We start from the raw sequence: 25893 nt of genomic DNA, 5'->3' as shown, positions 1-25893 counted from the left end.
GCCGTGCCCGGGGCATGCGCGAATTCGGTTACCTCACACAGGGAATGCCGCCGGTATCCATCTGCGACAGGTCGGTGGCCTCGGGCGCGTTGGCACCGGGGGCGGTGGCCGAGACCGGAACGGGCGGGGTGGTGGACGTGGCCGGGGTCCTGGTACGGGTGGCCGAGGTGGTCGGATCGGTCTGGTCGACCGGCACATTCGCGAGGGGTCCGCTGCGGGCGTCGCTACCGAGGGTGAGCTGGACGGCCTGGGCTTCCACCGCCGCCGAACCGGTGGCGGTGAGTCCGAGTTGGGCCGCGAGGGCGGTGGCGGCGGATTCGGCGCCCGCGCCGTAGGTGAGCGTGGTGCTGTCGCGGGCCGCGCCGGTGGTCGCGGCGCCCTGCGTGAAACCCCGTGTGGCCAGGGCCTGTTCGACCTTGGCGGCGAGGCCGTTCTCACCGGAGCTGTTGACGACGTTCAGCACGATGCCGGTGGCATCCGGGATGGCGGTGGTGGCGGGCGCCGGCGTGGTGGTCGTGGTGCTGCCGGAATCGCCCGGGGACAGCAGGTTTCGCACGATGCCCTTGATCTCGTCCGAATCCACGATATTGATCGACTCCCCCGCGTCGTCGGTGCCGAAGTCCTTGACCGGCAGCGTGTACAGCGACAGCCCGTCGTCGAGCAGCGCGGAGGCGCGCTGCGCGAACGACAGTGGGTCCAGGCCGCTGTCGATGGCGGTGTTCTGCTTGGCGATATCCAGCAGCGCGCGCAGCTTGCCGGGACTGCTGAGGGTGCCGCCGTCCTGCAGCTGCCGGGCCAGGGACACGATGAAGGCCTGCTGGCGGCGGGTGCGGTCCAGGTCGGTGAACAGCGGTTGATCCGGGTCGCGACGCTGGCGCACGAAGGCCATGGCCTGCGCCGCGTCGATCTGCTGCTTGCCCTTCTTGAAGTTGGCGCCCGAGTAGCCGTCGGAGGTGTCCTCGTTGAGGCAGACGGTGATCGGCTGTTCGGCCTCGGCGATCTGGAAGAAGGCGGCCAGGGTGATCTCGACGAAATGGTCGACGGGCACATTGCCGAGGAACTTGCCGACCGTGTTGCTCTCGGCGAGGCGGCCCGCGTCGCGGGACTTCTGATCGAGTTCCAGTGGATCCTTGACCCCGGCGGCGGTGAGTTTGTCCTTGGCCCGCGCGTAGGCGAATCCGTACGCCTGCTTGATCTTTCCCTTACACGGGGAGGTGGCGCAGGACGCGGGATCGAGGGTGACGTAGTCGTCGCGGGGAATGGAGATGGCGGTGGATTTGGAGCCGTCGCCCGGAATGTGCACCAGGATCAGCACATTCGCATTGAAGCCGCCCTCGCTGTCGTCCCCCGCGTGCAGCGCGTCGTACATGTCCTGGGGCAGTGGATTGCCGTGCTCGTCGAGGCGGCTGTCCAGGCCCATCACGAGGATGTTCTGGGTCTTGCCGCTGGATTTGGGGCCGTCCGGAGTGACACCGGCGATGGTCAGCCCGCTCAATTCCTGATGGTATCTGCGCCAGGCCGCGCCGGTGGCGGTCAGCACCGCGACCGCCAGCAGGGCCATTGCCACCCGCCCGGCCGCCAGCGCCCGGCGTGTTCGCTCGGGGCGTTCACGAGGGCGGCGGGCGGCGGGCGGGCGGCGTCTGGACCGGCTGGGTCTCGTCGACCTGCTGGGTCTCGTCGGGCGTAGCGGCACCGTGGCGGGGTCGTACGCCGCCGATTGCCTCCCCCGACGATCTCGAGCATGCGTCATGCCCATCGAGACTAGCTGTTAAACAGCGCTCGCCGAATGCTTGCGGGAAAGCAGGGGGCAGCCGACGCAGACCAGGACGCCCCAGACCAGGCCGACCACGAGGGCGCTGCGGCCGTCCTCGGTGAAGAACAGCAGGACGACGACCAGGGCCAGGAAGGCCAGGGCGAGCACCGTGGTGACGGGTGCGCCCGGCAGGCGGTAGTCGCTGCCCGGCAGCGCACCCTGCTTCACGCGGCGGCGGTAGAGCAGGTGGCAGACCAGGATCACGCCCCACACGAAGATGATGCCCATGGTGGACACCGACGTGATGTAGCCGAAGGCCTTGTCGGGCGAGAAATAGTTCACCGCCACGCCGATCACCATGACCGCCGCCGAGACCGCGATACCGGCCGCGGGCACCGACCGGCCGCTCAGCGAGCCCAGGGCGGCCGGGGCCTCCGCGCGCTGCGACAGGCTGCGCAGCATGCGGCCGGTCGAGTAGATGCCGGAGTTGCAGGACGACAGCGCCGCGGTCAGCAGCACGAAATTGATGATGCCGGCCGCGCCCGGGATACCGATCTGCTCGAAGACCTCCACGAACGGGCTGCGGCCCGCGTGGAAGGTGCGCCAGCTCGACACCGACATGATGACCACGAGCGCGCCGACGTAGAACAGGCCGATGCGCAGCGGCAGGCTGTTGATCGCCTTGCGCAGCGTGCGCTTGGGGTCACGCGCCTCACCAGCGGTGACACCCACCAGTTCGACACCGACGTAGGCGAATACCACGATCTGCAGGGCCAGCAGCGCCTGCCCGAAGCCGTTGGGGAACACGCCGCCGTCGTTCCAGAGGTTGGTGACGGTCGGGTTGGTGGCGTGGCCGAAGTGGAAGATCAGCACGCCGACGCCGATCACGATCATGGCCACGATGGCGGTCACCTTGATGGCGGAGAACCAGAATTCGCCCTCGCCGAACAGCCGCACCGACACCAGGTTGGCGATGAACATGATGCCCAGCACCACCAGCGCGGTCACCCACTGCGGGATGTCGAACCAGTACTGCACGTACTTGCCGGCCACGGTGATCTCGGCCATGCAGGTGGCCACCCAGACCGCCCAGTAGGTCCAGCCGGTGGCGAAACCCGCGAAGCGGCCCAGGAACTCGTTGGCGTATTCGGCGAAGCTGCCGGTGACGGGCCGGTAGGTGAGCAGTTCGCCCAGGGCCCGCATGATCACGAAGATGGCCAGGCCGGCGGCCAGATAGCAGAGGATGAGCGCCGGGCCGGCCTTCTGGATCGCGCCGCCCGCGCCGTAGAACAGGCCGGTGCCGATCGCGCCGCCGATGGCGATCATCTGAATGGTGCGCGGCGACAGGCCGCGGGAATACCCCTCGTCGTCCGTGCGTGCGGTACCGATGTCCGGTAGCTGCCTTTCCGAGGCTGTCAAATGCGGTTCCTCTCGCGTGCGTGCGGCCGGAACCCGCCGTTCGTGATCGGGAGCCACCGGCCGCGCCGAGTCTGCCGGCGGTTTGCCGGGCTCGGTCCAACGGCGTGTCACGCTACCGGAGTGGTATCCGAGGTCACAGTCGCCGCCGCACGTGGCCTGCGGTCAGCTGCCCTCGTCGATCAGCTCGAGGCCGGTGACGACCTCGGCCTCGATGCGGATGACATGGTCCATCGGCAGGTTGATCCAGGGGTCGAGCAGCGTCTCGTAGCGCTGCACCTGCTCGGGATCCATCACCACCCGTGCGACCCCGGTGACGATCACGCTCCAGCCCTGCCGGGTGTGCTCGTCGAACGAGTCGGCCTCGTACGCCACCACCTGGCCGTCACCCCGCAGCAGGCTGGCGCCCAGCTGTGCCCGCACCACCACCACATCCTCTTCGACGATGTGATTGACCGGCCGGATGATCGGAAGTCCACGGCGCGAGTACACAATTCGCCCGAATTGCGCGCCGGCCAGCCGTTTCAGTGACTCGGCGGCCGAGAGCTCGCGTAGCTTTCGTGCCCCAACGCCACCCATTCCGTCAATTGTGGTCGATCGCTTGCGATTACGCCAATTGCCTTGCCGCATCTCATGGTTCGCTCCCAGCATCGCCGCTGCCCCGGCACCGCGCCAGCGAACCGGCGGCACCGTGCCGGCGCGGCGGCGGAAGCGCGCTCGCCGGTGCACACGCCGATGCGGACTCGCTGCTCGCAGAGCGGCGGCACGGACACCGGTTCTTGGTTTGATGGATCGGAGTCTCGGATCACCGGTCGAAAGTCGAGCTGAGGGAGGTATTCATGACCTCGCCCGTGCGGCAGTCGCCCATCGGCCCATCGCGCGTTCCGTGAAATCCCGGCCATCGGCGGCTCTGCGAGCATCCGCGGCGCGCGCCGGGGCCGCTATCCGCTGGTTACGCGCCACACCTGTCGGCCGGACAGCATGGCGCGTGGCCGGAACCCTCGTCGAGATCGAGCTCGTCGATCGAGCACTGGCGTTGGCAGCGCAGATCTTCACCTCGGTGCTTCCGGTGATCATCGCCGCGTCGGCGTTCAGCGGCTGGCAACCGACCACCGACACCATTCGCGATCAGTTCGGCTTCGACCCCGCCGTCTTGCACGCCGGGGATGCGGCCACGTCATCGGATCGGTCACTGACCGCGTTCGGTGTGGTCGGGCTGCTGATGATCATCCTCAGTGGCACCTCGTTCGCTCGGGCCCTCGGCCGTGTCTACGGGGCGGTGTGGCGGGTGCCGTCGATGGGGCCGCGGGATGCCTGGCGGTGGTTGACCGCGCTGCTCGCGGTGGCGTTGTCGACCGCGCTCGTCGAGCAGACCCGTGATCTGACCCAGATTCGGGTGGCGGGGCAGCCGCTCGCGCTGCTCGGTGAGGTCGCGGTGTGGACCCTGGTGTGGGCGTTCGCGCCGTTCCTGCTCACCAAGGGCGCGCTGACCGGGCGGGTGCTCTGGACGACCGGCGTGCTGACCGCGGTCGGGCTGACCGCGGTGCACGTGGTCGCTCGTATCGTGCTGCCACGCATAACGGCGCAAGCCCAGCGGCACTTCGGGCCGTGGGGGCTCGCTTTCACCTCTGTCAGTTGGCTTTTCGTGATGTCGGTGGTGATCGTGGGTGCGGCAGCGATCGTCAAGGCCGTCGCATCGGACGACACAGCCGTCGGGCATTATCTGCGGCACCGGGCCCCGGCGACCGGCGCGTGAGCTCAGCGGTGGGCTCGGTCGCGTCGAACGGGCCTCGGTCCGGCCACCAGTTCCACGGCGAGCAGAGCGGCGATGGTGACGAGCACTGTCCCGATGACGACCAGCCCCGTCGGATACCGCCAGAAGACGAGGGCGATCACCGCGACGGCGATGATGCCGCCCAGGAGCGGGCGGCGAAACCGGCCCACGGCGGATTCGATCGCCTGTGGATCGCGGCCGTCTCGCCGTGACCGCACCGCGGCGAGGGCCCGGTTGTAGCCTTCTCGCACCGCGACCGCGGATCTCGAGGGCCCGCTGAGGAAGCCGGCGAGCGCGATCACCACGGCGGCCGTGAACACCGCGCGCACAGTGGTCCGCAATGGCACGAGAAAGGCATCGATCACCGTCGCGGCCGCTGGCGGGGTCATCACCTCGGCGGGCACCGCGTCCAGGTACGCCGATCGTGCGATGCCGATGGCTACCGCCAGTGCCGCCATGGCCAGCGCCAGCGCCACCCCCACCCAGGAAAACGCTTGCCGGCGTGCGCCTTTCGGCGCGACCCAGACGGCGCAGGCCGCCAGGAGCACGGTGAGCCACGGCGCCACCCGGTCGGCCCGGTCCAGGAACGACACCCACCACTGCGCCTTGACCAGTTCCGGCGAACGGAACAGCACCAAGGACCGATCGATGGCCGGCACCTGCTCGACGAAGGTGAAGCCTTCTTCGGTCAGCACGGTCCGCACCCTGTCGATGATCGGCCCGAGCGACACGCTCACGGTGCCGTCCTCGCTCATGCCGACTGCCGCATGGGCATGGCCGGTGAGAACAGCGGCAATGCCCGTGTGCGCCTGCCGGTTCGCCTGAATCCACAGGGCTTCGAACTCATCCGACGCGAGGACGGACGTCGCCGTGTCCCGCACGAAGTCTCGCGCCTGCTTGCCGACCAGCGGGGCGACCCCGACAAACGCGGCGGGCACCCGAGGGTTGTTCTCGGTGATCGCCGCCAGCGCCTGGGCTGTGATGGCCTCGACGTCGACACGATCCATGATCGCGTCGGTGATCCGGTCGGCCAGCTCGCTCTGCAGCGCCGGATCGGCCCCCAGCGGCGTGACGATCCGGACGTAACGGTCGGTGTCGAGCACTTCGCCGTGGGCGAATCGCGCGAGTACCGAGCCGATGGCCAGGACGGCGACGAGGGCCAGCAGCACGACCGTGGCCGTCCAGCGCAGTGCGCCGCGATGTTCGCGCCCGGTCCGCGCACCGGCCGGGTCGCCGGTACCGGGAGCATCGCGATGCGCCGCGAGTTCCCGCAACCGCGTGAGCTCCTCGCGTTCGCTCTCGCCCAGTGGGCGATCGGATTCAGCGGCCTCCATGAGAATTTCCGCCTCGGTCCTGCGCTGGTCGATCCCGCACTCGATGGCATCGGCGATGTGGTGCCCTCCCGCGATGGTAGCGATCGCCCCGGCATCACGTCAGCGCATGCGGTCGATCAGATATGCGATCCATCCCATGGTTCACGGAATCGAGACGACTCGCATTCCCCGCATCTAGGATGCGAATTCTCCGAGTTCGGGAAGTGACATGCGTACCCAGTCGCACGGGGCGATCACAGGTGCGGAAGCAGCGCTCGCCCGACCCACCTCCGCGACGAATACCTCATACCCAATTCCGCATGGGGTGGCAGGCCGGGGTAGCGAGTTGCTCTGCGGCCCAAGCCATCAGGTCTCCGGTCAAGCGGTGTCCGAGACGACGGTCGTCTCCCTGTTTCAGGAAGGTATTCAGTGACAACATGGCGCTGAACTGCCATGTGAGCGCTGTCAACACCATTGACGGCAGGCAACGTTGCCGCTAATGTAAGCGGTGAATACATTAGGTGGCGGCATTCGTCGCTTCCGCGGTGCGCGTCGAGTTGATCGATGCTCTACCGATCTCGTCCCACCGCGGCCGCCGGTGCCCTATCCGTCTGCAGAACAACGCATCAGGAGGAACGAGCGTGACGAAGGTGCTGTTCGTTATCACTGCCGCTGACCGGTGGACATTGAACGACGGAACGCCACATCCGTCGGGGTACTGGGCGGAGGAGGTGGCAGTTCCGCACCGGACCTTCAGCGAGGCCGGATGGGACATCACCGTCGCGACGCCGGGCGGCAAGGCTCCGACGCTCGATCGGCTCAGCATCGGAATCGCCGGCGGGATGCCATGGAAGCGCCGTGAGGTGGAGCGCTACCTCGACAGCATCGCGGATGTCCTGGCCACGCCGGAACCCCTCGATGCCGTCGATGCGGACGACTTCGACCTGGTGTTCTACCCGGGCGGGCACGGCCCGATGGAGGATCTCGCCTACGACAAGACCTCGGGTGCGCTGCTGAGTCATCGGCTGACATCCGGCCGCCCGCTCGCGCTGCTGTGCCATGCCCCCGCGGCCATCCTGGCCGCGACCGCGCCGGACGGAACATCGCCCTTCGCCGGCCGCCGGATGACCGGGTTGTCCAACCGGGAGGAGTTGCTCAACCGGTTCGCCCAGAAGGCCCCGTGGCTGCTCGAAGACAAACTGAAGGAACTGGGCGTCGACTACGCCAAGGCGAGGCTGCCGCTGCGGCCGTACGTCGTGGTCGACGGGAATCTGTACACGGGCCAGAATCCGCAGTCTTCGGCCGATCTGGCACAGCGACTCGTCGCCGACATCGGTGCGACGCAGTCCTCGAGATGAGCTCATGACGGGCCGATACCCGTTGCCCCCGAAGTGATTTCGGCCGTGGCACGCCGTTGAGCGTGGCACGGCCGAGAGTCGTCCCGTCATGGAACACGGGCGCCGATCGGCCGCGCCGAGATCGGCCGGAATTCCCAGATCTCAGTGTTGACACTGCTAACATTCGCGGTTAACGTCGGTCCGCCCACATACCAAGCGAGCGAGAGAAGTACACCGATGTCACCGACGCAACTCAGCACCGTCGAGGTCGATCTGGGTGGCCACCTGGTCACCGTGCCCGGAGGCGGTCTGTACGACCGGTTCCGGATGGACACCGATCTGGACGAGGTGGCGCGGGATCCCCGGGTGAGCAGTGTGGATTTCTTCCGGCAGCTACCCAAGGTCAAGGTCGACTCGCGGATCGGTGAAACCTTCACCCCGAACTTCTACTACCGCATGTCGAGTGCGCGGCTGACCATGCTGGCCCCGTCGCGCGCGATCCGTTCCCGCCTGCCGGAGGAGCTGGCGCCGCTGGAGATCGCGCCCGGAATCGGCCTGGTCTCGGTCATGTTCTTCCGATACGACGTGTGCGACATCGACTTCTACACCGAAGCCGCCGTCGGGGTCGCCGTCCGGCCGGCCCGGCACGGCCGGCTCGGATTCGTCGACCTCCTCGCCGGACTCGACAACGATCACCTCGATTCCTATGTGCTGTCGCTGCCGGTGAACACCCATATCGCCCAGGTCCGCGGGCACGACGGCTACGGATTTCCCAAGTGGGTCACCGACATCGACGTCGACATCGACGCCACCCGCACCACGGCACGCGTCGCCGACGACAGCGGCAACACCGACCTGTCGCTCTCGGTCGCCACGCCCACCCAGACCGAATACCGCAGCGGAGAGCGTGTTTCGACGCTCACCTCGTACACCTCGATCGCCGGCGCGTGGCATTCGACGCTGAGTCAGACCAATGTGCTGTCGGCCGGCAGCGTGAGCCTGCCCCGCAATGTCGATCTGACCTTGGGCCGCGGCCGCCTGTCCGAGGACCTGCGATCGCTCGCACCGATCAAGACCGTTCGACTCGATGTGATCACCGAAGGGCAACTCGCCCTGCACATGCCGGTCCCGACCTCGGTCCCGGCCCGGCGCTGACTGTCCCGGAACGCGGTACATCCGGGACCCGAGAACACCAGACCAGAAGGAGAGTGCGATGACGGAAATCAAGCCGGTGCTCGAAGCCGAGGCGGTCGAGTTCGCGAAGGCCACCGACACCCCGCCGTTTCTGTTCCAGCTACCGCCGGCCGAAGGCCGCAAGGCGGTGGACGAGGTTCAGTCCGGGGCGATCGACAAGCCGGCGATCGACGAGGAATGGATCACCGTCGAAGGCGGACCGACCGGGTCGGTGCAGATCCGCATCGTCAAACCCGCGGGCGCGACCGGCACGCTGCCGGTCGTCTTCTACATCCACGGCGCCGGTTGGGTTTTCGGCAACGCGCACACCCACGATCGGCTGGTCCGCGAACTCGCGGTCGGCGCCGACGCCGCCGTGGTGTTTCCCGAGTACGACCTGTCGCCGGAAGCCAAGTATCCGACCGCGATCGAGCAGAACTACGCCGCCGCGCAGTGGGTGTTCGCCCACGGCGCCGAAAAAGGGCTCGACGCTTCGCGATTCGCGGCCGTCGGAGATTCGGTGGGCGGCAACATGACCGCCGTTCTCACACTGATGGCCAAGGAGCGCGGCGACGTGCGGATCCAGCAGCAGGTGCTGTTCTATCCGGTCACCGACGCGAACTTCGACACCGCGTCCTATCACCAGTTCGCCGAGCACTACTTCCTCGCCCGCGAGGGCATGAAGTGGTTCTGGGACCAGTACACCGAGAACGACGCCCAGCGCGACGAGATCCACGCGTCCCCGCTGCGCGCGTCGATCGAACAGCTCCGCGGCCTCCCGCCGGCGTTGGTGATCACCGGCGAAGCCGATGTGCTGCGCGACGAGGGTGAGGCCTACGCGGCCAAACTCCGCGAGGCCGGTGTGCCGGTCACCCAGGTGCGGTTCGGCGGCATCATCCACGACTTCGTGATGCTGAACGCGCTGCGCTCGACCCAGGCGGCGAACGCCGCGATCAAGCTGGCGCAGGACACCCTGCGCGCGGCATTGCACTGAATCCGGAGCCGCTATGACCATCGACCACGCCACCAGGAGCTGCGGCATCCCAAAGGTGTCGTCGCGGTCATCTCACCGTGGAACTACCCGCTGAGCATGGGCGCCGGCGACGCCATCCCGGCGCTCATGGCCGGCAATGCCGTCGTGCAGAAGCCGGACACCCAGACCGCGCTCACCGCGCTGTGGGCGCTGGATCTGATGCACGAGGCCGGACTGCCCCGCGGGGTATGGCAGATGGTGGTCGGCCGGGGCAGTTCCATCGGCACACCGCTGATGGACAACGCCGACTACATGATGTTCACCGGGTCCACCGCCAGTGGCCGGCAGATCGCCCGCGACGCCGGGGAACGACTGATCGGCGCCTCGCTCGAACTCGGCGGCAAGAATCCGATGCTCGTCCTCGACGACGCCGATATCGACCGCGCCGCGGAAGGCGCTGTCGCCGCGTGCTTTTCGTCGACGGGGCAGCTGTGCGTCTCCATCGAACGCATGTATGTCGCCGAAGCCGTCCACGATGAATTCGTCGCGGCCTTCGTCGACCGGACCGAGCGGCTGAAGATCGGCGCCGCCTACGACTACAGCACCGATGTCGGGTGCCTGACCAACCGGTCCCAGCTCGACATGGTCACCGCCCATGTCGAGGATGCGATCGCCAAGGGCGCGACCGTGCGCGCCGGTGGCCGGGCACGCCCCGATCTCGGGCCGCTCTTCTACGAACCGACCATCCTGACCGGTGTCACCCCGGACATGACACTCTACGACCACGAGACCTTCGGCCCGGTCGTGTCGATCTACCCCTACCGGGACGTGGACGAGGCGATCGCGCTGGCCAATGCCAGCGCCTACGGTCTCAATGCCAGTGTCTGGAGTGGTGACGGCGCGAAGGGCCGGGCGGTCGCGGCCCGCATCCACACCGGCACCGTCAATGTCAACGACGCCTACGCAGCCGCCTGGGGTAGCGTCGACGCGCCGATGGGCGGCATGGGCGATTCCGGACTCGGGCGCCGCCACGGCGCCGACGGCCTGCTGAAATACACGGAGCCGCAAACGGTTGCCCACCAGCGCCTCCTCGGGTTCACAGCGCCGTCCGGTGTCTCGGAGCGGGCCTGGGCAGCGATGCTGACGGTCCTGCTGAAGGTGCTGAAAAGGGTTGGAGCCCACTGAATCCCCCGCAAGGGCGCTGGCCGAGGCGTCGATCGACATCTCGGCCAGCACTTTTCGGCCCCGAAGACCCGCCAAAGCGTTCGGCCTGGAGATCGTCCACTGGCGGGGCGGGCCCGCGCGGTGATGGACAGGCCACGGCTGGTGCGCACGCGGATCGTGATCCACGGCTCGAATGTTGACGGCGCTAATTTCGAGAGTAATGTAAGCGGTGTACACATTACGGTGACCGAAAGGGGATGACATGTTCGCGGTGACACTCGACGGCTACGGCGGTCCGGAGGTCATGAAGTGGTCGCAGGTGGACGACCTACCGGCCCCCGGCCCGGGGGAAGTGACAGTGGACGTGGTGGCCGCGGGAGTGAACCGCGCCGACATCATGCAGCGCTACGGCCTCTACCCGCCGCCGCCGGGGGCCAGCGACATTCTCGGCCTGGAGGTGTCCGGCATCGTCGCCGAGGTCGGCACCGACGTGCAGGACTGGAAGCCGGGCGACGCGGTCTGCGCGCTGCTGTCCGGCGGCGGCTATGCCGAACGGGTCAACGTCCCCGCCACGCAGCTGCTGCCCGTGCCCGACGGAGTGAGCCTCACCGCGGCCGCCGCGCTCCCCGAGGCGGCCGCCACCGTGTGGTCGAATGTGGTGATGACCGCCGGTCTTCGCGCCGGCCAGACGCTGCTCGTCCACGGCGGCGGCAGCGGCATCGGCACGCACGCGATCCAGGTGGGCCGGGCGCTGGGCGCCCGCGTCGCGGTGACCGCCGGTTCGCAGTTCAAGCTGGATCGCTGCCGGGAACTCGGCGCGAACACCCTGATCAACTACCGCGATCAGGATTTCGTCACCGTCGTGACCGAGGAGTACGGCGGCGCCGACGTGATCCTCGACATCATGGGCGCCGGGTACCTGCAACGCAATGTGGACGCCCTGGCCACCGACGGCGACCTCACGATCATCGGCCTCCAGGATGGGGCGGTCGCCGAGCTGAATCTCGGTGTGATGCTGAGCAAACGGGCCTCGGTTCACGTGACGAACCTGCGTCGCCGTCCCGAATACGGCCTCGGATCCAAGGCCGAGATCATTTCCGACGTGCGCCGGCGGCTGTGGCCGCTGATTTCCGCGGGCACCATCGCGCCGGTCGTGTCCGCCGTGGTGCCCATCCACAATGCCTCCGAAGCGCACCCGCTACTGGATTCCGCCGATACCGTGGGCAAGGTGTTGCTGCAGGTGCGCAAGCCCTGAGGCGCCCCTCCCCCGCCGGCGAGCCCGGTCGCCTCGGCACACCCGCGGCCCGGATCAGGCGCCCGAGGGCTCGCTGGACGTGACCGTCGCGTCGAGCGCCGCGAAAACGGCGCTCCGGACGCGGCTTTCGACGGAATCGGCCTCGAACTTGCCGTGCAGGTACAGGAAGGCCAGGCCGTGGACCAACGCCCACAGCGCCGTCGCCAGGTCTTCCTCGCTGGCCGTGGGAAAGATCTGCCGCACAATCGATTTCACGTACTCGTGGATCGCGGTGGTCGCCGCCACCCGCTCCGGGCTGCTGGGATCGCACGGCTCGGAGAACATCACCCGGAAGAGCCCGGGCCGCGTCAGGGCGAACCGCACATAGGCGACCGCGATCTCGGCGAGGTCCGCGGCAGTGGCCGGCGCGGCGGCTGCGGCGACCAGTTGCGCGGTCAGTTCGCGATAACCCACGGCGGCGACGGCGGACAGCAGGGCATCGCGATCGGCGAAGTGGCGGTACGGCGCGGCGGTCGACACGCCTGCCCGCCGCGCGGCGGCGCGGAGCGAAAGCTCACCCGCACCGCCTTCCTCGAGGAGTTCCACAGCCGCGCGCACCAGCGCGCTGGGCAGATCGCCGTGGTGATACGGCGCGTTCGACGTTGCCATGGAACCAATTTAACAAGTGTTGACAGCGCTTACATCTCATCCTGGCGTTCGCGCCCGCATACCCGGCGGTCCATGTCAGCCCGACGTTGGCTTTGGTCGCCGATCAGGATGTGCAGGCTCGCGCACTGCGCTGCCGCACCCGGCACCTGAAAGCACGGCGCGCGAACCAGCCCGCCACACCCGCGATGTCGCCGGTCAGACCTCGAAGGTGACGCCGGTCAGCTGTTCGGAGACGGCCCACAGCCGCCGCTGCGCGGCCAGATCGTGAGATCGGTTGCTGGAGGCCACGACTCGCGGATATCCCCGGACCTCTCCGAGGCCATCGGGGCCGTAGTACTGGCCCCCGAGCACACCCGGATCGGTGGCGGCACGCAGTGTGGGCAGCGCGCCCTTCGCCGGGCTCTGTGTGACCAGCGGGGCCACCGCCGGTGCGAGCCACCGAATGACGGCCGGGGAGTTGCGCATCAGTTCCGTGTTCGAACCGCCCGGATGCGCGGCGACCGCAATAGTGTTGGCGCCGTGCGCGGTCAGTCGGCGCTGCAGTTCGTAGGTGAACATCAGGTTCGCCAGCTTGGACTGGCCGTAGGCGGCGACCCGGTCGTAGGACCGCTCCCACTGCAGGTCGTCGAAATGGATCTTGCCGCGGAGGCGATGCGCGAGGCTTGCCACCGTGACCACCCGGGAGTTCGGGGTCTTCAGCAACAGGTCGAGGACCAGCCCGGTCAGGGCGAAGTGCCCGAGATGGTTGGTACCGAATTGCAGCTCGAATCCGTCCGCTGTGTTCTGCCGAGGCGGGTACATCAGGCCGGCATTGTTGATCAGGAGATCGATCCTCGGATGCGCGGCGCGCAGCTCCGCGGCGGCCGCGCGGACCGATTCGAGCGAGGCCAGGTCGAGGGCGAGCACGCTCAGGCGCGCGCCGGGCACGATTTCGGCGATCCGGGCAACGGCCTGTTTGCCCTTCTCGACGTCACGGACCGCCAGCACCACCGACGCTCCGTGCGCCGCCAGCACGCGGGCGGTCTCGAAGCCCAGTCCGGTATTGGCTCCGGTGACGACCGCGAGCCGGTCCTGCTGTTCGGGGACATCGTTCTCGGTCCACTTGTGCGCCATGGTTCCTCCGCTGCGGGAATCAATCGAATTAAGGACCACCGGTCTCTTAACCGGTTAGGACCCACAGTAAGAGACCGCCGGTCTCTAGTCAATGAAACGGTGGTCGGTACCATCGGTGCGTGGGATTCCAGAGAGCGCGCACCCAGGAACAGCGGGAGGTGCGCCGCAGCACGATTCTGGATACCGCCGCGGCCATGCTCGATGACATGCCGGTCGCCGATCTGACCCTCAACGCGCTCAGCCGCCGCGTCGGGTTGGCGAAATCGAATGTGTTGCGCTACTTCGAATCTCGCGAGGAGATTCTGCTCGAACTGCTCGATCGGGGATTCCGCCGGTGGCTTGCCGAGTTGGCGGACGAATTGCCCGACGCCATCGATCCGCACCTGCCGGTGGAGGAACGGATCGATCGGCTCGCGGCTGTCCTCAGTTGTTCGCTGCAGGACCACACCGCGTTCTCCGATCTGGTGAGCGCGCAGGCGGGCGTGCTCGAGCACAATGTGTCGGTCGACGTTGTCGTTCGATACAAGCGCTCCACCCTCGAGAACCTCACCATCCTTGCCGACCGTGTCCGTCAAGTGGTGCCGGAACTCGGCGACAAGGCGTTGACGATCTGCCTGATGGGCGTGGCCATGGTCGCAGGGCTGTACGCCCATGCCCGGCCCTCGCCGAGCACGGTGGCGGCCTACGATGCCGACCCCGGCCTGGCCGCACTTCGCATCGATGTGTGCGCCGCGCTCGAAGAATCCCTGGCGACACTGATGACCGGTGTTCTGCATCGTCCGAACGGCTCGAAATATCGTCCGCGCGAACCGAAATGAAGACTCCGGGCGTTATGCGCCGATCCCCGATTCGCGGTTCCTGCGGTAAGTGAGCAGCCACCAGGCCACGATCAGATCGTCGGTGCGGTCGAGGTTCAGGCCGGTGATCTCGGCGAAGCGCAGCAACCGGTTTCGGACGGTATTGCGGTGGAGGTAGAGCTTCGCGGCGGTTTCGTCGATACGACGGTCGCAGTCGAGGTACGCCTCCACCGTGGCCGCCACCTCGGCGCCCGCGCTGTGACGCAACAGCGGCGCGAGGTGCTTCGCGGCGAGCACGTCGACCGCCTCGTCGGGATACGCGAGCAACGGTAGCGGGCCCAGCGTCGCCAGATCGACCAGCCCGGTCCGATCGTTGCGGGCGGCGAGGTCGAGGGCCTGGCGGGCGTGGCGATAGGACAGCGGAGCCTCGGTCAGCGGCACCGAGGGCCCCAGGGCCACCGTCCCCGCCGGGGGCGGGTCGTCCGGTGTGTGCGGGAGCAGGGCGACCAGGTGGCGGTCGATGACGGTGTCGACGACCGGCAGTTTCGATGTCGATCCGCGTGCGCGCAGGTAAGCGAGGAGTTCGGAGGCGGCTTTCGTCTCATCCCAGGCGACGTAGGCGACGTGGTAGCGGTGATCCGGATCCACCCGGTGGTGCCCGGCCTCGGCGGCGATCGCCGAAGGGGACAGGCTGCCGTCGACCAGACGGCGCAGGAAGTCCGCGCGCCGGGTGGCGCCGTCGATGGCGCGGTCCTGCAGGACCATGTGCACCGCGGTGGCCGAGGCGGTTGCCCACTCCCACATGAGGTCCTGCATGGCGTCGATCTCGGCCGCCGGTATCTCGGCGGCGACCGCGCGCTCACGGACGATCGCGAATATCCGGCGTGCCCCGATCTGGATGCTGTGTGCGACGAGTTCGAGCGGGATCTGCTGGTCGGCCCACACGCGAGCCAGGGCGGCCAGCTCATCGAAACTCGACGCCGCCAGATCCGTGCGCAGGTGACGGACCGCGATCTCGAGCACGGCACGCGTGTTCTGCTCGATCGAGTCGGGGTCGACCTGGTCATAGACGGGAATGCTGTCGCGGTACAGGCGGGTGAGGTCCGCCGAGATCTGGCGCAGTTCCGGGTCGGCCGCGGAGATCATCGACGCTATCCGGGCGGCGGTTTCCCTCCGGCCCGGCCCGAGCGGAACCGCCGGCCGGTCTGTGTTCACCATCGCGAGTTCCTCGTCAGCTCACCCGTATGCATATGCACACCCAATGTGGTTCTCATGCCCATTCAACTGATATTCGGACCCCACCAGAATGGCATATGCACATCTTGCCTCAGGAAGTCGAGGAGTCATGGACTTTGCACCCAGCGCTCGCGCTGCCGATCTTGTCGAGCGCGTACGCCGTTTCGTGGACGACGAGATCCTCCCCGTCGAGCCCGGGTATCACCGGGAGCTCGCCGCGGTGCGCGACGCGGGTGGGGATCCGTGGCAGCCATTGCCGATGCCGGCCGAGTTGCGGGCCAAGGCCCGTTCGGAGGGCCTGTGGAATCTGTTCCTGCCGGCCGCGCACGCGGGTGAGTACGCCGCACGATTCGGCACCGACGGTGGTGCGGGCCTGACCAACACCGACTACGCGCCGATCGCCGAGGTCACCGGGCGATCGTTCCTGGCCCCGCACGTATTCAATTGCAACGCACCCGATTCGGGAAACATGGAAGTCCTGTTGCAGTACGGGGATCAGGCTCAGCGCGATCGCTGGCTGGAGCCCCTGCTCGACGGCAGGATTCGCTCGGCGTTCGCGATGACCGAACCCGGCGTCGCGTCCTCCGACGCGACGAACATGGCGGCCACCGCGGTGCTCGACGGAGACGAGGTCGTCCTCAACGGCCGGAAATGGTGGACCACCGGTATCGGCCATCCGGACTGCGAGGTCATTCTCTTCATGGGTTTGACCGATCCGGACGCCGGCAAGCACCGCCGGCACACCATGGTGATCGTCCCCCGCGACACCCCCGGTGTCCGCGTCGAGCGGATGCTGCCCACGATGGGCCGATACGACGAGCCCTTCGGGCACGGCGAAGTCTCGTTCACCGATGTTCGTGTGCCGTCGTCCCATACCCTGCTCGGCCCCGGCCGGGCCTTCGAGATCGCGCAGGGGCGGCTGGGTCCCGGCCGCGTGCACCACTGCATGCGCCTGATCGGACTCGCCGAGTCCGCCCTCGAGGCGGCCTGCCGTCGCGCTCTCGATCGCACCGCATTCGGAAAACCGTTGGCGAACCTCGGCGGCAACCGCGAGCGGATCGCCAAGGCGCGCATCGCCATCGACTCCGCACGGCTGCTGGTGCTCAATGCCGCATGGAAACTCGACACGGTCGGCGCGTTCGGTGCGCTCAGTGAGATCAGCCAGATCAAGGCGCATGTGCCGGCGGTCGCGCAGGACGTCATCGACTTCGCCGTGCAAATCCACGGCGGCGCAGGCATATCCGACGACTTCCCGCTTTCCGCGGCATGGACGGCCGCGCGGGCGATCCGGCTGGCCGACGGGCCCGACGAGGTGCACCTGGACCTCGTCGGACGTGTCGAACTCGCCAAATACGCCGAGCGCCGGTGAGAGAACCCGAGAAAGCGAGACCACATTCCATGAGCAAGGGCACGATCATCATCACCGGAGCCAGTTCCGGTCTGGGCGAGGAGATGGCGCGCCAGTTCGCCGCGCGGGGGTACGACCTCGGGCTGTGCGCAAGGCGTGTCGATCGTCTCACCGCACTGAAGGATGAACTCGCCGAGGCCCATCCGGGCATCCGGGTCGAGATCGCGGCCCTCGATGTCACCGATGACGACGCCGTGCGGGCTACTTTCGGAGTCTTCCGCGCGGCGTTCGGGACCATCGATCGGGTCATCGTCAATGCCGGCAGTGGTCTGGGCGCGGCGCTGGGGACCGGCGGCGCCGCAGCCAACCGCAGCACGGCGATGACCAACTTCGTCGGCGCGCTGTCGCAGAGCGAACACGCGCTGGAGATCTTCCGTGCGCAGCAGCGCGGCCATCTGGTGCTGATCTCGTCGTTCTCGGCGGTGCGGGGGATGCGGCGCTCGATGACCGTCTATGCGGCCAGCAAGGCCGGGGTGGCGGCGCTGGCCGAGGGACTGCGCTCCGAACGCATTCCCGGCGTGGATATTTCGCTGATTCTGCCGGGATACATCCGCTCCGAGATCAATGCCGCGGCCGCGGACCGCACCACATTCATGGTCGACACGGTGCCCGGTGTCGCGTCCATGGTCGCCGCCATCGAGGCTCGCCGAGCCGTTGCGTATGTCCCGAGCTGGCCGTGGGTTCCGCTCGCGGTGGCCATGAAGGTGCTGCCCCTGTCGATCGTGAGGAAGCTGACATGACGTCGACTCCCGGCCCGACGCGGACGGAGGCCCGACAGGTGCGGTCCGAGGACGCCTTCGACGTGGACGCACTGGCCGCCTGGCTACGTACTCAGGTCGCCGACGAAACACTGAGCGGTATCCCCGCGGTGCGCCAGTTCTCCGGTGGCGCTTCGAATCTGACGTACCTGCTGGAGTACCCGGGCCGCGACCTCATTCTGCGGCGGCCCCCGGCCGGGCGGCACGGCGAAGGGGCGCACGACATGGCCCGGGAGTACCGCGTGCAGACCGCGCTCGGGCCGGTGTTCGACTACGCGCCGTCGACCGTCGCGCTGTGCGAGGACCCCGAAATTCTCGGGGCCCCTTTCTATCTGATGGAACGGCTCGACGGCATCATCCCCCGCAAGGAGTTCCCCCCGGACCTGGAGCTCACCACGCTGCAAGTCGGCAAGCTGTGTACGAACGTTCTCGACGTCCTGGTCGATCTGCACACGATCGATCCCGAGGCGGCGGGGCTGAGCTGGATGTCGAAGGGGCCCGGCTACGTCGCCCGCCAGGTGGCGGGCTGGTCGAAGCGCTACCGCCGGGCCAGGACCTGGAATGTGGGTTCGTTCGAATCGGTGATGGCATGGCTGGCCGCCGATCAGCCGCCCGATCGCGGGGCCGTGCTCATCCACAACGACTTTCGTTTCGACAACATCGTCCTCGACCACTCCGATCCGACCCGGCCCATCGGGCTGCTCGACTGGGAGATGGCCACCATCGGGGATCCGCTGATGGACCTCGGCAGCGCGCTCGCGTACTGGGTCCAGCAGGACGACGGCCGGGCGTTCAAGTTCTTCCGTCGCCAGCCCACCCACACCCCCGGCATGCTGACGCGCCGAGAGGTCGTCGAATACTACTGCCGGCGAACAGGAATCGGTCTCACCGATCGCGAATGGGCCTTCTACGAGGTCTTCGGCCTGTTCCGGCTGGCGGTCATCTGCCAGCAGATCTACTTCCGGTACCACCACAGGCAGACCACCAATCCGGCATTCCGGTTCTTCGGGCTCGCTGCCGTCCTGCTGGAACGCCGCTGCCGCAAGATCATTCACAGGAACAGGTGACATGACCGTCGACTTTCCCGAGGCGTCCGGCGCACGCCCCACCACCCCGACCCTGACCCGGATCCTGGCCGATGCCGCGCACCCCGCCGCGCCTCAGCTGGTGCCGCGGATTCGTCGAAACCGGGCGTGGCGCACCGACTACGCCGCGTTGCTCGCGGAACTGACCAGCGCCTCGGCCGGAAGTTCAGAGGTCGCGCATGCGGTCGCGGCACGGGGACTCACATCGGCCCGACGAAACATGGTCTGGCGCAAGGGCACGGTGGATATTCCGCTGTCCGACCTGGATCTCGCGACCGGTGCGGTCTGGCAAGCCGATACGGCCACCGTCACCGGCCGCAACCGCCCGGTGACGCAGCTACGGATTCCCTACCGCGGCCGACAGCTGAGCGGCGCCGATCTGCTCGGGCAACTCGACAGCTGGGTTGCCGAGGGTGTCGCCGAACCCTCGTTCCGCGCGGCCATCGGCCGGGTGGTGGCCAATCCGCAGTGGCTGTCGGTGCCCGGCCGCAGCATCGTGCTGCTGGGCGCCGGGGCCGAGCTCAGCCCGCTGACCACGCTGTCCGCGTGGGGTGCCGACATCCTCGCCGTCGATGTGGCGGGCCGTGATCTGTGGCAGCGGATCGGCGAAACCGCCCGCAGCGGCGCGGGCACGGTCCGGTGGCCGCTGCGCCCCGACGGCACTCCGGGCTTGGACCTGGCCACCGAGCTGCCCGAGCTGAGTACCTGGCTGACCGCCGAAAGCCATGAGCTGCCACTGGTTCTCGGCATGTACGCCTACGCCGATCGCGGCGCGCACGTCCGTATCACAATGGCCGCCGACCTCCTGGCCACCTATCTGTCCGGGCTCGATGCGCGGACCGCGCTCGCCTACCTCGCCACCCCCACCGACGCCTTCGTCGTCCCTCGCGAGGTCGTGGACGCCGGGGTGAGCGCATGGCGTGGACGCGGGTGGCCGAAATACCTGGACAGCGTGGCCCGCTCGGTATCGCGAGGCACGCTCTTCCGGCCGCCGTATGCCACGACACACGAGGACGGGACCGGGCTCGCCGATGTTCTCGTGCCCCAGCAGGGACCCAGCTATGCGCTGGCCAAACGCCTCCAGCGCTGGCGCGGCATCACCGCGGAACGCGACGGTCAGCTCGTCTCGTTCAATGTCGCGCCCGCGTCGTGGACCCGTTCGGTCACCAAGAATCGCGCACTGGCTGCCGCCTACGGGGGCGCGCACCACTTCCGGGTCGAGGTGTTCGAACCCGACACCTGCCGCGTACTGATGGCCGCCCTGCTGGTCCACGACCTGCACCGGCCGCCGACACCGCGGCCGCACCCGGAAGCGCTGTTCAGCGACCAGGCACTGCACGGCGGATTGTGGCGTGCCGCCTACGAACCCAGATCCGCACTCGGCTTCGCCGCCTTGCTGGGAGCCCTGCGCCCGGGGCCACAACGCTGACCCTCTGCGCTGTCTCGCGAGATCGGTGTCAGCGGCGACCACTGGACCTGTGACGTTGTGGCGCTGACGGTTTCGTGGACGGCTGTGCGTGATGAGGCGCTCTGTCGTGACGGCCCAGGTTCACACGAACGGTCATTGCATGGGAGTTTCCCCGGACTCCTGTGGTTGCCGTGCGGCGATCTGCTCCTGTGCCCACTGCGCCCATTCTCGGTTCATCGTCCAGAAGCGCTGCCCCCACTCCAAGGCCAGTCGCCCGTTGGCGGAGAAATCGTCGCCGGTCCATTCGGTCGCGCGCTCCATCGCCGCCAATTCGTCTTGTCCTGCACGGGATCGCTCCTCGATGCCGGCGAGATGGTCCAGAGCCTGGCGCCGGGAGAGGAAGCCCAGGAAGAACACCCGCAGCAGCATCTCGTTCCGCGCGGGCGTCTTCGATTCGGATGCGACGAGCCAGTTCTCGAGTTCGGCGTCCCCGGCGGGGGTGAGCGCGTATTCCTTGCGCCGGCGTGGACCCTCTTCGGAGGCCGTGATCAAGCCTTCGCCGGCGAGCTTCGTCAGCTCCGTATACACCTGGGTCTGCGATGCGGACCACACGCTGTCCAGCGATCCGGCGAACCGCTGCAGCAGGTCGTAGCCACTGGCCGGTCGGTCCGCCAGCAGGCCCAGCAGGGCATGTCTGAGGCTCATGCCGCCAGTCTATATTGCGGCCTTGACATGTCGGCACCGGAATATCACTATTGGCTGACATTCCGGTACCGGACTATCCGCATCCAACATATCGAAGTGACATCTCCGAGGAGCCAGCCAGTCATGTCCTACCTGCGTACTTTCGCCCCCTGGATCGTCTATGCGGTCGTGCCGGCACACCATTGGCAGTGGGCCGCCCTGATCGCCGCGTGCCTGTCGCTGATCGAGATCGCGCGGCTGTTGCGGGCCGGGCGGGATGTCACCGCGATGGTCATCGACATCGGCACAGCGGTGTTCTTCATCGCGCTGACGATCCTCGCGTTCACCGACCCCAACACTCCACTGCACCCGTACTCACCTGCGATTTCCAGTGGTGTCCTGATGCTCGTCGCGGGTATTTCGATGCTCGTCGGCACGCCGTTCACCCTGCCGATCGCCAAGCAGTCGACGCCGCCGGAACTGTGGTCGAACCCAGAGTTCATCCGCGTCAATTACGTCATCACCACCGCGTGGACCGTCAGTTTCACCATCGGGTGCATCGCCCTCGCAGTGCTGGCACACACCGATGGCCCGCGGACCGCAGTCCAGGTCGCGGCCTTCGCGATCCCAGCCGTGTTCACCATCCGCTACAGCGCGCATGCGCAGGCCGCGGCCCAGCGCGCCAACCCATCCGCCGCCTAGCCCGCCGGCAATCCCTTCGCTCATGCACCCGGGCGGTACACCACCCGGGTGCACGCGCCACAGCCGCGCGGCCTCGGCGGTCTGCACGCTGACGCCGAACACCGTCATCGGCTCGGCATCGGCGACCAGAACCGGCTCGCCCCGGCGCGCGGCCTCCAACCCGACAGCCCATGCGGCGCTACGGCTCTCGGCGGACTTCGAGTGGGTTCTTGTCGAACCGCAATCCACGCCACGATGGATGCCTGAGTCGGGCGTCGCTGGTCCAGCCGGTGAAGGTCACCTCGCCGACCAGTTCGGGTTCGACCCAAACCGCGTCGGGCACGCGAGCCGCGACGGAAGGCGTGTTGCGTTGCAGCGGTTGGAGTTTCGCACTCAGGTCGTCGAGTGTTGCCTGAGTGAAGCCGGTGCCGACGTTACCGATGTAGGTGAGTTCGCCCGTGTCGTCGTGAACTGCCATCAGTAGTGAGCCGATGTGACCGGCCCGCTGCCCGGCGCCCGGGCGCCAGCCGACGATGACGACTTCCTGATCACGGACATTCTTGACCTTGATCCAGAGCGGGCTGCGCCGCCCGGGCAGATAGGGACCGTCGAGGCGTTTGCACACGATGCCTTCCAGCCGCAGGCGTCGTGATTCGTCGAGCACCGCCGCACCGGGACCCTGCAGGCGGGGTGGTGTCTGCCAGTGCGGTCCGCGTAGGTCGAGTTGTTCGAGTAATTCCCGCCGCTGCCGGTAGGGCAGGTCGATCAGCGAGCGATCACCGACGTGGAGCAGGTCGAAGATCATGTAGGTGGCCGGGGTCGTAGTGGCCAGGGATCGAATCATGGCCGGGTTGCGCTGATGCATCCGCGGCTGAAGCGCTTCGAAGGAGGATCGTCCGTCCTCGGCGAGCGCAACGATTTCGCCGTCCACGACGAAGGCGGGGCTCGAGGGCCCGAGCGCGGCGAGTTCCGGCCAGGCCGCGGTGATGTCCTTGTCGTTGCGGGACATCAGCCGCAGACCATCGCTGACGTAGCAGATGGCGCGAATGCCGTCGAACTTGACTTCGTAGTTCCATCTCGCGTCATCGTGGGGAACCACGCCGGCCGTGGCCAGCATCGGCGCGTACCGCGGCAGCCCGGTCACCTCCGTCTCACTGCCATCGCCGGTCCTCTCGCGAACTCGAACGTTGCGTCTTGACAGCTGCTCGAATAATACCGACCGGCAGGCTTTTTCAAGTGCTCTCAGCGACGAAGGCACTCGCCCAGCCCTCGAAGCAGCCGACCTCGCACCCACGAAATCGTGTGTCGCGAGGCCAATGTGGGTTGTCAGTGGCTGGCGCTGACGCGGCCGATCAGCTGTCCGAACAAGATCGCCTGCGCGCGACGCGGCATAGGGCCCGTACCGCGCCTGCAGGTTCTTCATGACGATCTCCCTCGATGGAAGAATTTGGCTCTATCAGGCCAATCGAGTGCTGACAAAAATGGAATGTCAATTCCAGAAAGTGCGATATCGTGAAGGTCATGAGCAGCACGAAGCCACGGCGCCTGACACCGAAGGGCGAGCAGACGCGGCAACGGATCGTGGTGGCGGCGGCGCAGTTGATGTTCGAGCACGGTGTCGCCGCGACCACCGTCGAGGACGTACGCGATGCCGCCGGGGTGAGCAACTCGCAGGTCTACCACTACTTCACCGACAAGAACGCACTGATCCGCGCGGTGATCGCCTACCAGAGCGACACCGTCGTCGGCGGGCAGGAACCCATGTTCGCCCGCTTGGACACCATCGACGGTTTCCGGGCCTGGCGCGACTTCCTCGTCGCGCACCAGCGGCGGATGCATTGCCGGGGCGGCTGCCCCCTGGGTTCCCTGGGTAGTGAACTGGCCGAGATCAATTCCACTGCCCGCGCCGATGTCGCCACCGCGTTCCGTCGCTGGGAATCCGGGGTTCGGTCCGGGCTGCGGTCCATGGCCGAGGCCGGTCGCCTGGATCCCGCCGCCGACCCGGACAAACTTGCCACCACCACCCTGGCCGCGCTGCAGGGCGCGCTGCTGCTGACCCAGCTGCAACGCGACACCGCGCCACTGGAAATCGCCCTGGACACGATGATCGACCACATCGCGTCGCGCACCCGGCCCGCCTCGGACGGCGCGCAGAAAAGTGGCATTGATATTCCAATCTCTTCTAGGTAGGACTGGAGCAGCGAATCCATTTTCGCCGAGCACCGGGCCGAATAAGCCGGGTGCTTGCCTCCTCGCTTCCACTGCCTGGAAAGGGACGGATGTGACCAGCACGAACACCACCATCGCCCAGCGCGTCGAGCTCATGCACCAGTCCATGGCCGGCCAGATCCCCGAGAGCGCCTTGGCCGCCTTCGGCGCCGAGCAGGCCGGCCTCGCCAGTGACGGGGTCCCCGGGGGCGTCGCACAGGCGGGAACCGCGATGCCGGACGCCGACCTCCTCGACGTGCACGGCAACCCCACCAGCCTGTACGCGGCCCTCGCCGGGAAGCCGGCGGTCCTCGTCATCTACCGCGGTGCCTGGTGCCCCTACTGCAACCTGGCTCTACGGGCATACGAAGAGCAACTGGCGCCGACCCTGACCGAGCGCGGCATCGGTTTGATCGCACTCAGTCCGCAGAAGCCCGACGGCTCGCTGACCATGGCGGAGAAGAACGACCTGACCTTCACCGTGCTCTCCGATCCCGGGAACCAGATCGCCCGAGCACTCGGCGTCCTCACCGCACCCACCGACCGGGTCCGCGAAGCCCAGCGAAGCCTCGGCCTGGATCTGCCGACATTCAACGCCGACAACGGATACGGCCTGCCGATGCCGACGGTGCTGGTCATCGACGGCGACAGAACAATTCGCTGGATCGACGTCCACCCCAACTACGCCACCCGCACCGAAACCACCGACATCCTCACCGCACTCGACATTCTCGACTGACTGCCCGCACCGATCCTGCGCGGGATCGGTCTGCAGGCGTACCCCACCGCCGCCATGACCGGGGGAACGCGACGGTGCGCTTGATGCGGATAGGCCGGCGGCGAATCATGCTGTGGGACTTCCTATCCGGCCGCCGTCGCTACGCAGCCGATATCCCGCGCCGCGCACGGTCTCCAGCGATATCACGCCGAACGGACGGTCGATCTTTTCCCGTAGCCCGCGGATATGGACGTCCACGACGTTGGAGCGCGATTCGTAGGCGAAATCCCAGCAGTGCTCGGTGAGCAGTTCCCGGGTCAGCACCGCGCCGGGCTGCCGCGCGAACATCTCCAGCAGTGCGTATTCCTTTGCGGTGAGCACGATTTCAGCGTCACCGCGCCAGCATCGTCGTGCCGCGGTATCGATGCGAAGATCGCCGACCCGCAGCACCGCCGGTCGCGGGACCGGACCGCGGCGGATCAGGGCCCGCAACCGGACGAACAGCTCGTCGAGATGAAACGGTTTGGTGAGGAAGTCGTCGGCACCGTCGTCGAGGCCCGTGACCCGGTCGCGCACGGCGCCGCGCTTGGTCAGCATCAGCACCGGCACCCAGATGCCCTCGTTCCGCAATCGCCGGCACACCTCGAACCCCGAGAATCCGGGCAGCATCGCATCCAGCACGACCGCGTCGTAGGCGCGGCTGGCGGCCGCACCGTAACCATCGGGTCCATCCGCCGCGACATCGACGGCGTACCCCTCCTCGGTCAGCCCACGCCGCAGCAGCCGCGCCATCTTCGGGTCGTCCTCGACCACCAGCACCCGCATATGGATCAACCTCCCGCCCGCACTCTCGGCATCGGCAACGCCGGGCAACCCCGGCACGAAAGTCCATCCCGTTCATGACCACGCCCACACCGCGCCTCCGGAACGCAGCGAGTTGATCTTCATGAATGCTTCATCTTCGCGGCGTAGACCAAGATCGACAAGGCGT

At 67.6% G+C, this 25893-nt stretch carries 23 protein-coding genes and 1 pseudogene; 14 read left to right on the top strand and 10 right to left on the bottom strand.

All coding sequences use genetic code 11. The features are described 5' to 3' along the window. Window positions 1-28 precede the first annotated feature (28 nt). The 3 genes from ACWEQQ_RS07780 to ACWEQQ_RS07770 form a co-directional block, all read right to left on the bottom strand. Window positions 29-1561: an LCP family protein gene (locus ACWEQQ_RS07780; protein WP_452347651.1), complete on the bottom strand. Its 1533-nt coding sequence runs from the start codon at window positions 1559-1561 to the stop codon at window positions 29-31. A gap of 207 nt (window positions 1562-1768) precedes the next feature. Next, window positions 1769-3172, bottom strand: a complete 1404-nt coding sequence (locus ACWEQQ_RS07775) for an amino acid permease (RefSeq protein ID WP_452347650.1) — start codon at window positions 3170-3172, stop codon at window positions 1769-1771. Window positions 3173-3334: 162 nt separating this feature from the next. After that, window positions 3335-3748 carry a pyridoxamine 5'-phosphate oxidase family protein gene (locus ACWEQQ_RS07770; protein ID WP_354849802.1) on the bottom strand — a complete coding sequence of 138 codons (414 nt, stop codon included), beginning with the start codon at window positions 3746-3748 and terminating at the stop codon, window positions 3335-3337. Between the two features lie 409 nt (window positions 3749-4157). Here ACWEQQ_RS07770 and ACWEQQ_RS07765 point away from each other — a divergent pair, with 409 nt between their 5' ends. After that, window positions 4158-4925 (top strand): hypothetical protein, encoded by a 768-nt coding sequence (locus ACWEQQ_RS07765; protein WP_452338837.1) that lies wholly within the window; start codon window positions 4158-4160, stop codon window positions 4923-4925. A 2-nt stretch (window positions 4926-4927) separates the two neighbouring features. Here the strand turns inward: ACWEQQ_RS07765 and ACWEQQ_RS07760 are convergent, their stop codons facing one another. Beyond that, window positions 4928-6277, bottom strand: a complete 1350-nt coding sequence (locus tag ACWEQQ_RS07760) for a hypothetical protein (RefSeq protein WP_452347649.1) — start codon at window positions 6275-6277, stop codon at window positions 4928-4930. Window positions 6278-6897: 620 nt separating this feature from the next. Here ACWEQQ_RS07760 and ACWEQQ_RS07755 point away from each other — a divergent pair. The 5 genes and pseudogenes from ACWEQQ_RS07755 (at window position 6898) to ACWEQQ_RS07735 (ending at window position 12158) form a co-directional block, all read left to right on the top strand. Continuing rightward, the gene (locus tag ACWEQQ_RS07755; protein ID WP_452347648.1) at window positions 6898-7614 is read left to right on the top strand and encodes a type 1 glutamine amidotransferase domain-containing protein; all 717 of its coding nucleotides are present in this window, start codon (window positions 6898-6900) and stop codon (window positions 7612-7614) included. A 216-nt stretch (window positions 7615-7830) separates the two neighbouring features. Next, window positions 7831-8748 carry an acetoacetate decarboxylase family protein gene (locus tag ACWEQQ_RS07750; RefSeq protein WP_452347647.1) on the top strand — a complete coding sequence of 306 codons (918 nt, stop codon included), beginning with the start codon at window positions 7831-7833 and terminating at the stop codon, window positions 8746-8748. A gap of 58 nt (window positions 8749-8806) precedes the next feature. Then, window positions 8807-9760 carry an alpha/beta hydrolase gene (locus tag ACWEQQ_RS07745; RefSeq protein WP_452347646.1) on the top strand — a complete coding sequence of 318 codons (954 nt, stop codon included), beginning with the start codon at window positions 8807-8809 and terminating at the stop codon, window positions 9758-9760. A gap of 36 nt (window positions 9761-9796) precedes the next feature. Further along, window positions 9797-10924, top strand: a pseudogene (locus ACWEQQ_RS07740) (succinic semialdehyde dehydrogenase); the annotation flags it as partial. A gap of 241 nt (window positions 10925-11165) precedes the next feature. Next, the gene (locus ACWEQQ_RS07735; protein WP_452347645.1) at window positions 11166-12158 is read left to right on the top strand and encodes an NAD(P)H-quinone oxidoreductase; all 993 of its coding nucleotides are present in this window, start codon (window positions 11166-11168) and stop codon (window positions 12156-12158) included. Window positions 12159-12212: 54 nt separating this feature from the next. Here ACWEQQ_RS07735 and ACWEQQ_RS07730 read toward each other — a convergent pair whose 3' ends face one another. Together ACWEQQ_RS07730 and ACWEQQ_RS07725 are read right to left on the bottom strand one after the other, a co-directional pair. Next, window positions 12213-12806, bottom strand: coding sequence for a TetR/AcrR family transcriptional regulator (locus ACWEQQ_RS07730; protein WP_452338842.1), 594 nt, complete (start codon window positions 12804-12806; stop codon window positions 12213-12215). A gap of 195 nt (window positions 12807-13001) precedes the next feature. Next, on the bottom strand, window positions 13002-13919 hold the full coding sequence (locus tag ACWEQQ_RS07725; protein WP_452347644.1) for an SDR family NAD(P)-dependent oxidoreductase: 918 nt from the start codon (window positions 13917-13919) through the stop codon (window positions 13002-13004). A gap of 119 nt (window positions 13920-14038) precedes the next feature. Here ACWEQQ_RS07725 and ACWEQQ_RS07720 point away from each other — a divergent pair, with 119 nt between their 5' ends. Then, window positions 14039-14737 (top strand): TetR family transcriptional regulator, encoded by a 699-nt coding sequence (locus ACWEQQ_RS07720; protein WP_452338844.1) that lies wholly within the window; start codon window positions 14039-14041, stop codon window positions 14735-14737. Window positions 14738-14749: 12 nt separating this feature from the next. On the opposite strand, the gene ACWEQQ_RS07715 is transcribed toward ACWEQQ_RS07720, so the two are convergent. Then, window positions 14750-15934 carry a PucR family transcriptional regulator gene (locus ACWEQQ_RS07715; protein ID WP_452347643.1) on the bottom strand — a complete coding sequence of 395 codons (1185 nt, stop codon included), beginning with the start codon at window positions 15932-15934 and terminating at the stop codon, window positions 14750-14752. A 127-nt stretch (window positions 15935-16061) separates the two neighbouring features. Here ACWEQQ_RS07715 and ACWEQQ_RS07710 point away from each other — a divergent pair, with 127 nt between their 5' ends. From ACWEQQ_RS07710 to ACWEQQ_RS07695, 4 genes are read left to right on the top strand one after another with little or no spacing between them, the layout of a single operon-like run. Then, a complete protein-coding gene (locus ACWEQQ_RS07710) occupies window positions 16062-17321 on the top strand; it encodes an acyl-CoA dehydrogenase family protein (RefSeq protein WP_452347642.1) in 1260 nt (419 codons plus the stop codon). A 29-nt stretch (window positions 17322-17350) separates the two neighbouring features. After that, on the top strand, window positions 17351-18100 hold the full coding sequence (locus ACWEQQ_RS07705; protein ID WP_452347641.1) for an SDR family oxidoreductase: 750 nt from the start codon (window positions 17351-17353) through the stop codon (window positions 18098-18100). Beyond that, entirely contained in the window at window positions 18097-19185 is a 1089-nt protein-coding gene (locus ACWEQQ_RS07700) for a phosphotransferase family protein (protein ID WP_452338848.1), read from the top strand. The genes ACWEQQ_RS07705 and ACWEQQ_RS07700 overlap by 4 nt, the downstream gene beginning before the upstream one ends. Before the next feature lies 1 nt (window position 19186). Next, window positions 19187-20632 carry a hypothetical protein gene (locus ACWEQQ_RS07695; protein WP_452347640.1) on the top strand — a complete coding sequence of 482 codons (1446 nt, stop codon included), beginning with the start codon at window positions 19187-19189 and terminating at the stop codon, window positions 20630-20632. A 132-nt stretch (window positions 20633-20764) separates the two neighbouring features. On the opposite strand, the gene ACWEQQ_RS07690 is transcribed toward ACWEQQ_RS07695, so the two are convergent. After that, on the bottom strand, window positions 20765-21316 hold the full coding sequence (locus ACWEQQ_RS07690; RefSeq protein WP_452347639.1) for a PadR family transcriptional regulator: 552 nt from the start codon (window positions 21314-21316) through the stop codon (window positions 20765-20767). A 27-nt stretch (window positions 21317-21343) separates the two neighbouring features. On the opposite strand from ACWEQQ_RS07690, the gene ACWEQQ_RS07685 reads away from it, so the two are divergent. After that, window positions 21344-21997, top strand: a complete 654-nt coding sequence (locus ACWEQQ_RS07685) for a hypothetical protein (protein WP_452347638.1) — start codon at window positions 21344-21346, stop codon at window positions 21995-21997. A 178-nt stretch (window positions 21998-22175) separates the two neighbouring features. Here ACWEQQ_RS07685 and ligD read toward each other — a convergent pair whose 3' ends face one another. Next, window positions 22176-23399 (bottom strand): non-homologous end-joining DNA ligase, encoded by a 1224-nt coding sequence (gene ligD, locus ACWEQQ_RS07680; RefSeq protein ID WP_452347637.1) that lies wholly within the window; start codon window positions 23397-23399, stop codon window positions 22176-22178. Between the two features lie 98 nt (window positions 23400-23497). Between ligD and ACWEQQ_RS07675 the strand changes: the two genes are divergently transcribed. After that, on the top strand, window positions 23498-24166 hold the full coding sequence (locus tag ACWEQQ_RS07675) for a TetR/AcrR family transcriptional regulator (protein WP_452338853.1): 669 nt from the start codon (window positions 23498-23500) through the stop codon (window positions 24164-24166). Between the two features lie 91 nt (window positions 24167-24257). Then, window positions 24258-24923, top strand: coding sequence for a peroxiredoxin-like family protein (locus ACWEQQ_RS07670; RefSeq protein ID WP_452338854.1), 666 nt, complete (start codon window positions 24258-24260; stop codon window positions 24921-24923). Between the two features lie 105 nt (window positions 24924-25028). Here the strand turns inward: ACWEQQ_RS07670 and ACWEQQ_RS07665 are convergent, their stop codons facing one another. Next, on the bottom strand, window positions 25029-25727 hold the full coding sequence (locus tag ACWEQQ_RS07665) for a response regulator transcription factor (RefSeq protein ID WP_452338855.1): 699 nt from the start codon (window positions 25725-25727) through the stop codon (window positions 25029-25031). Window positions 25728-25893 lie beyond the last annotated feature (166 nt).

Source organism: Nocardia sp. NPDC004123 (genome assembly GCF_053603795.1).
This window is presented reverse-complemented; position numbering and strand designations above follow the sequence as displayed.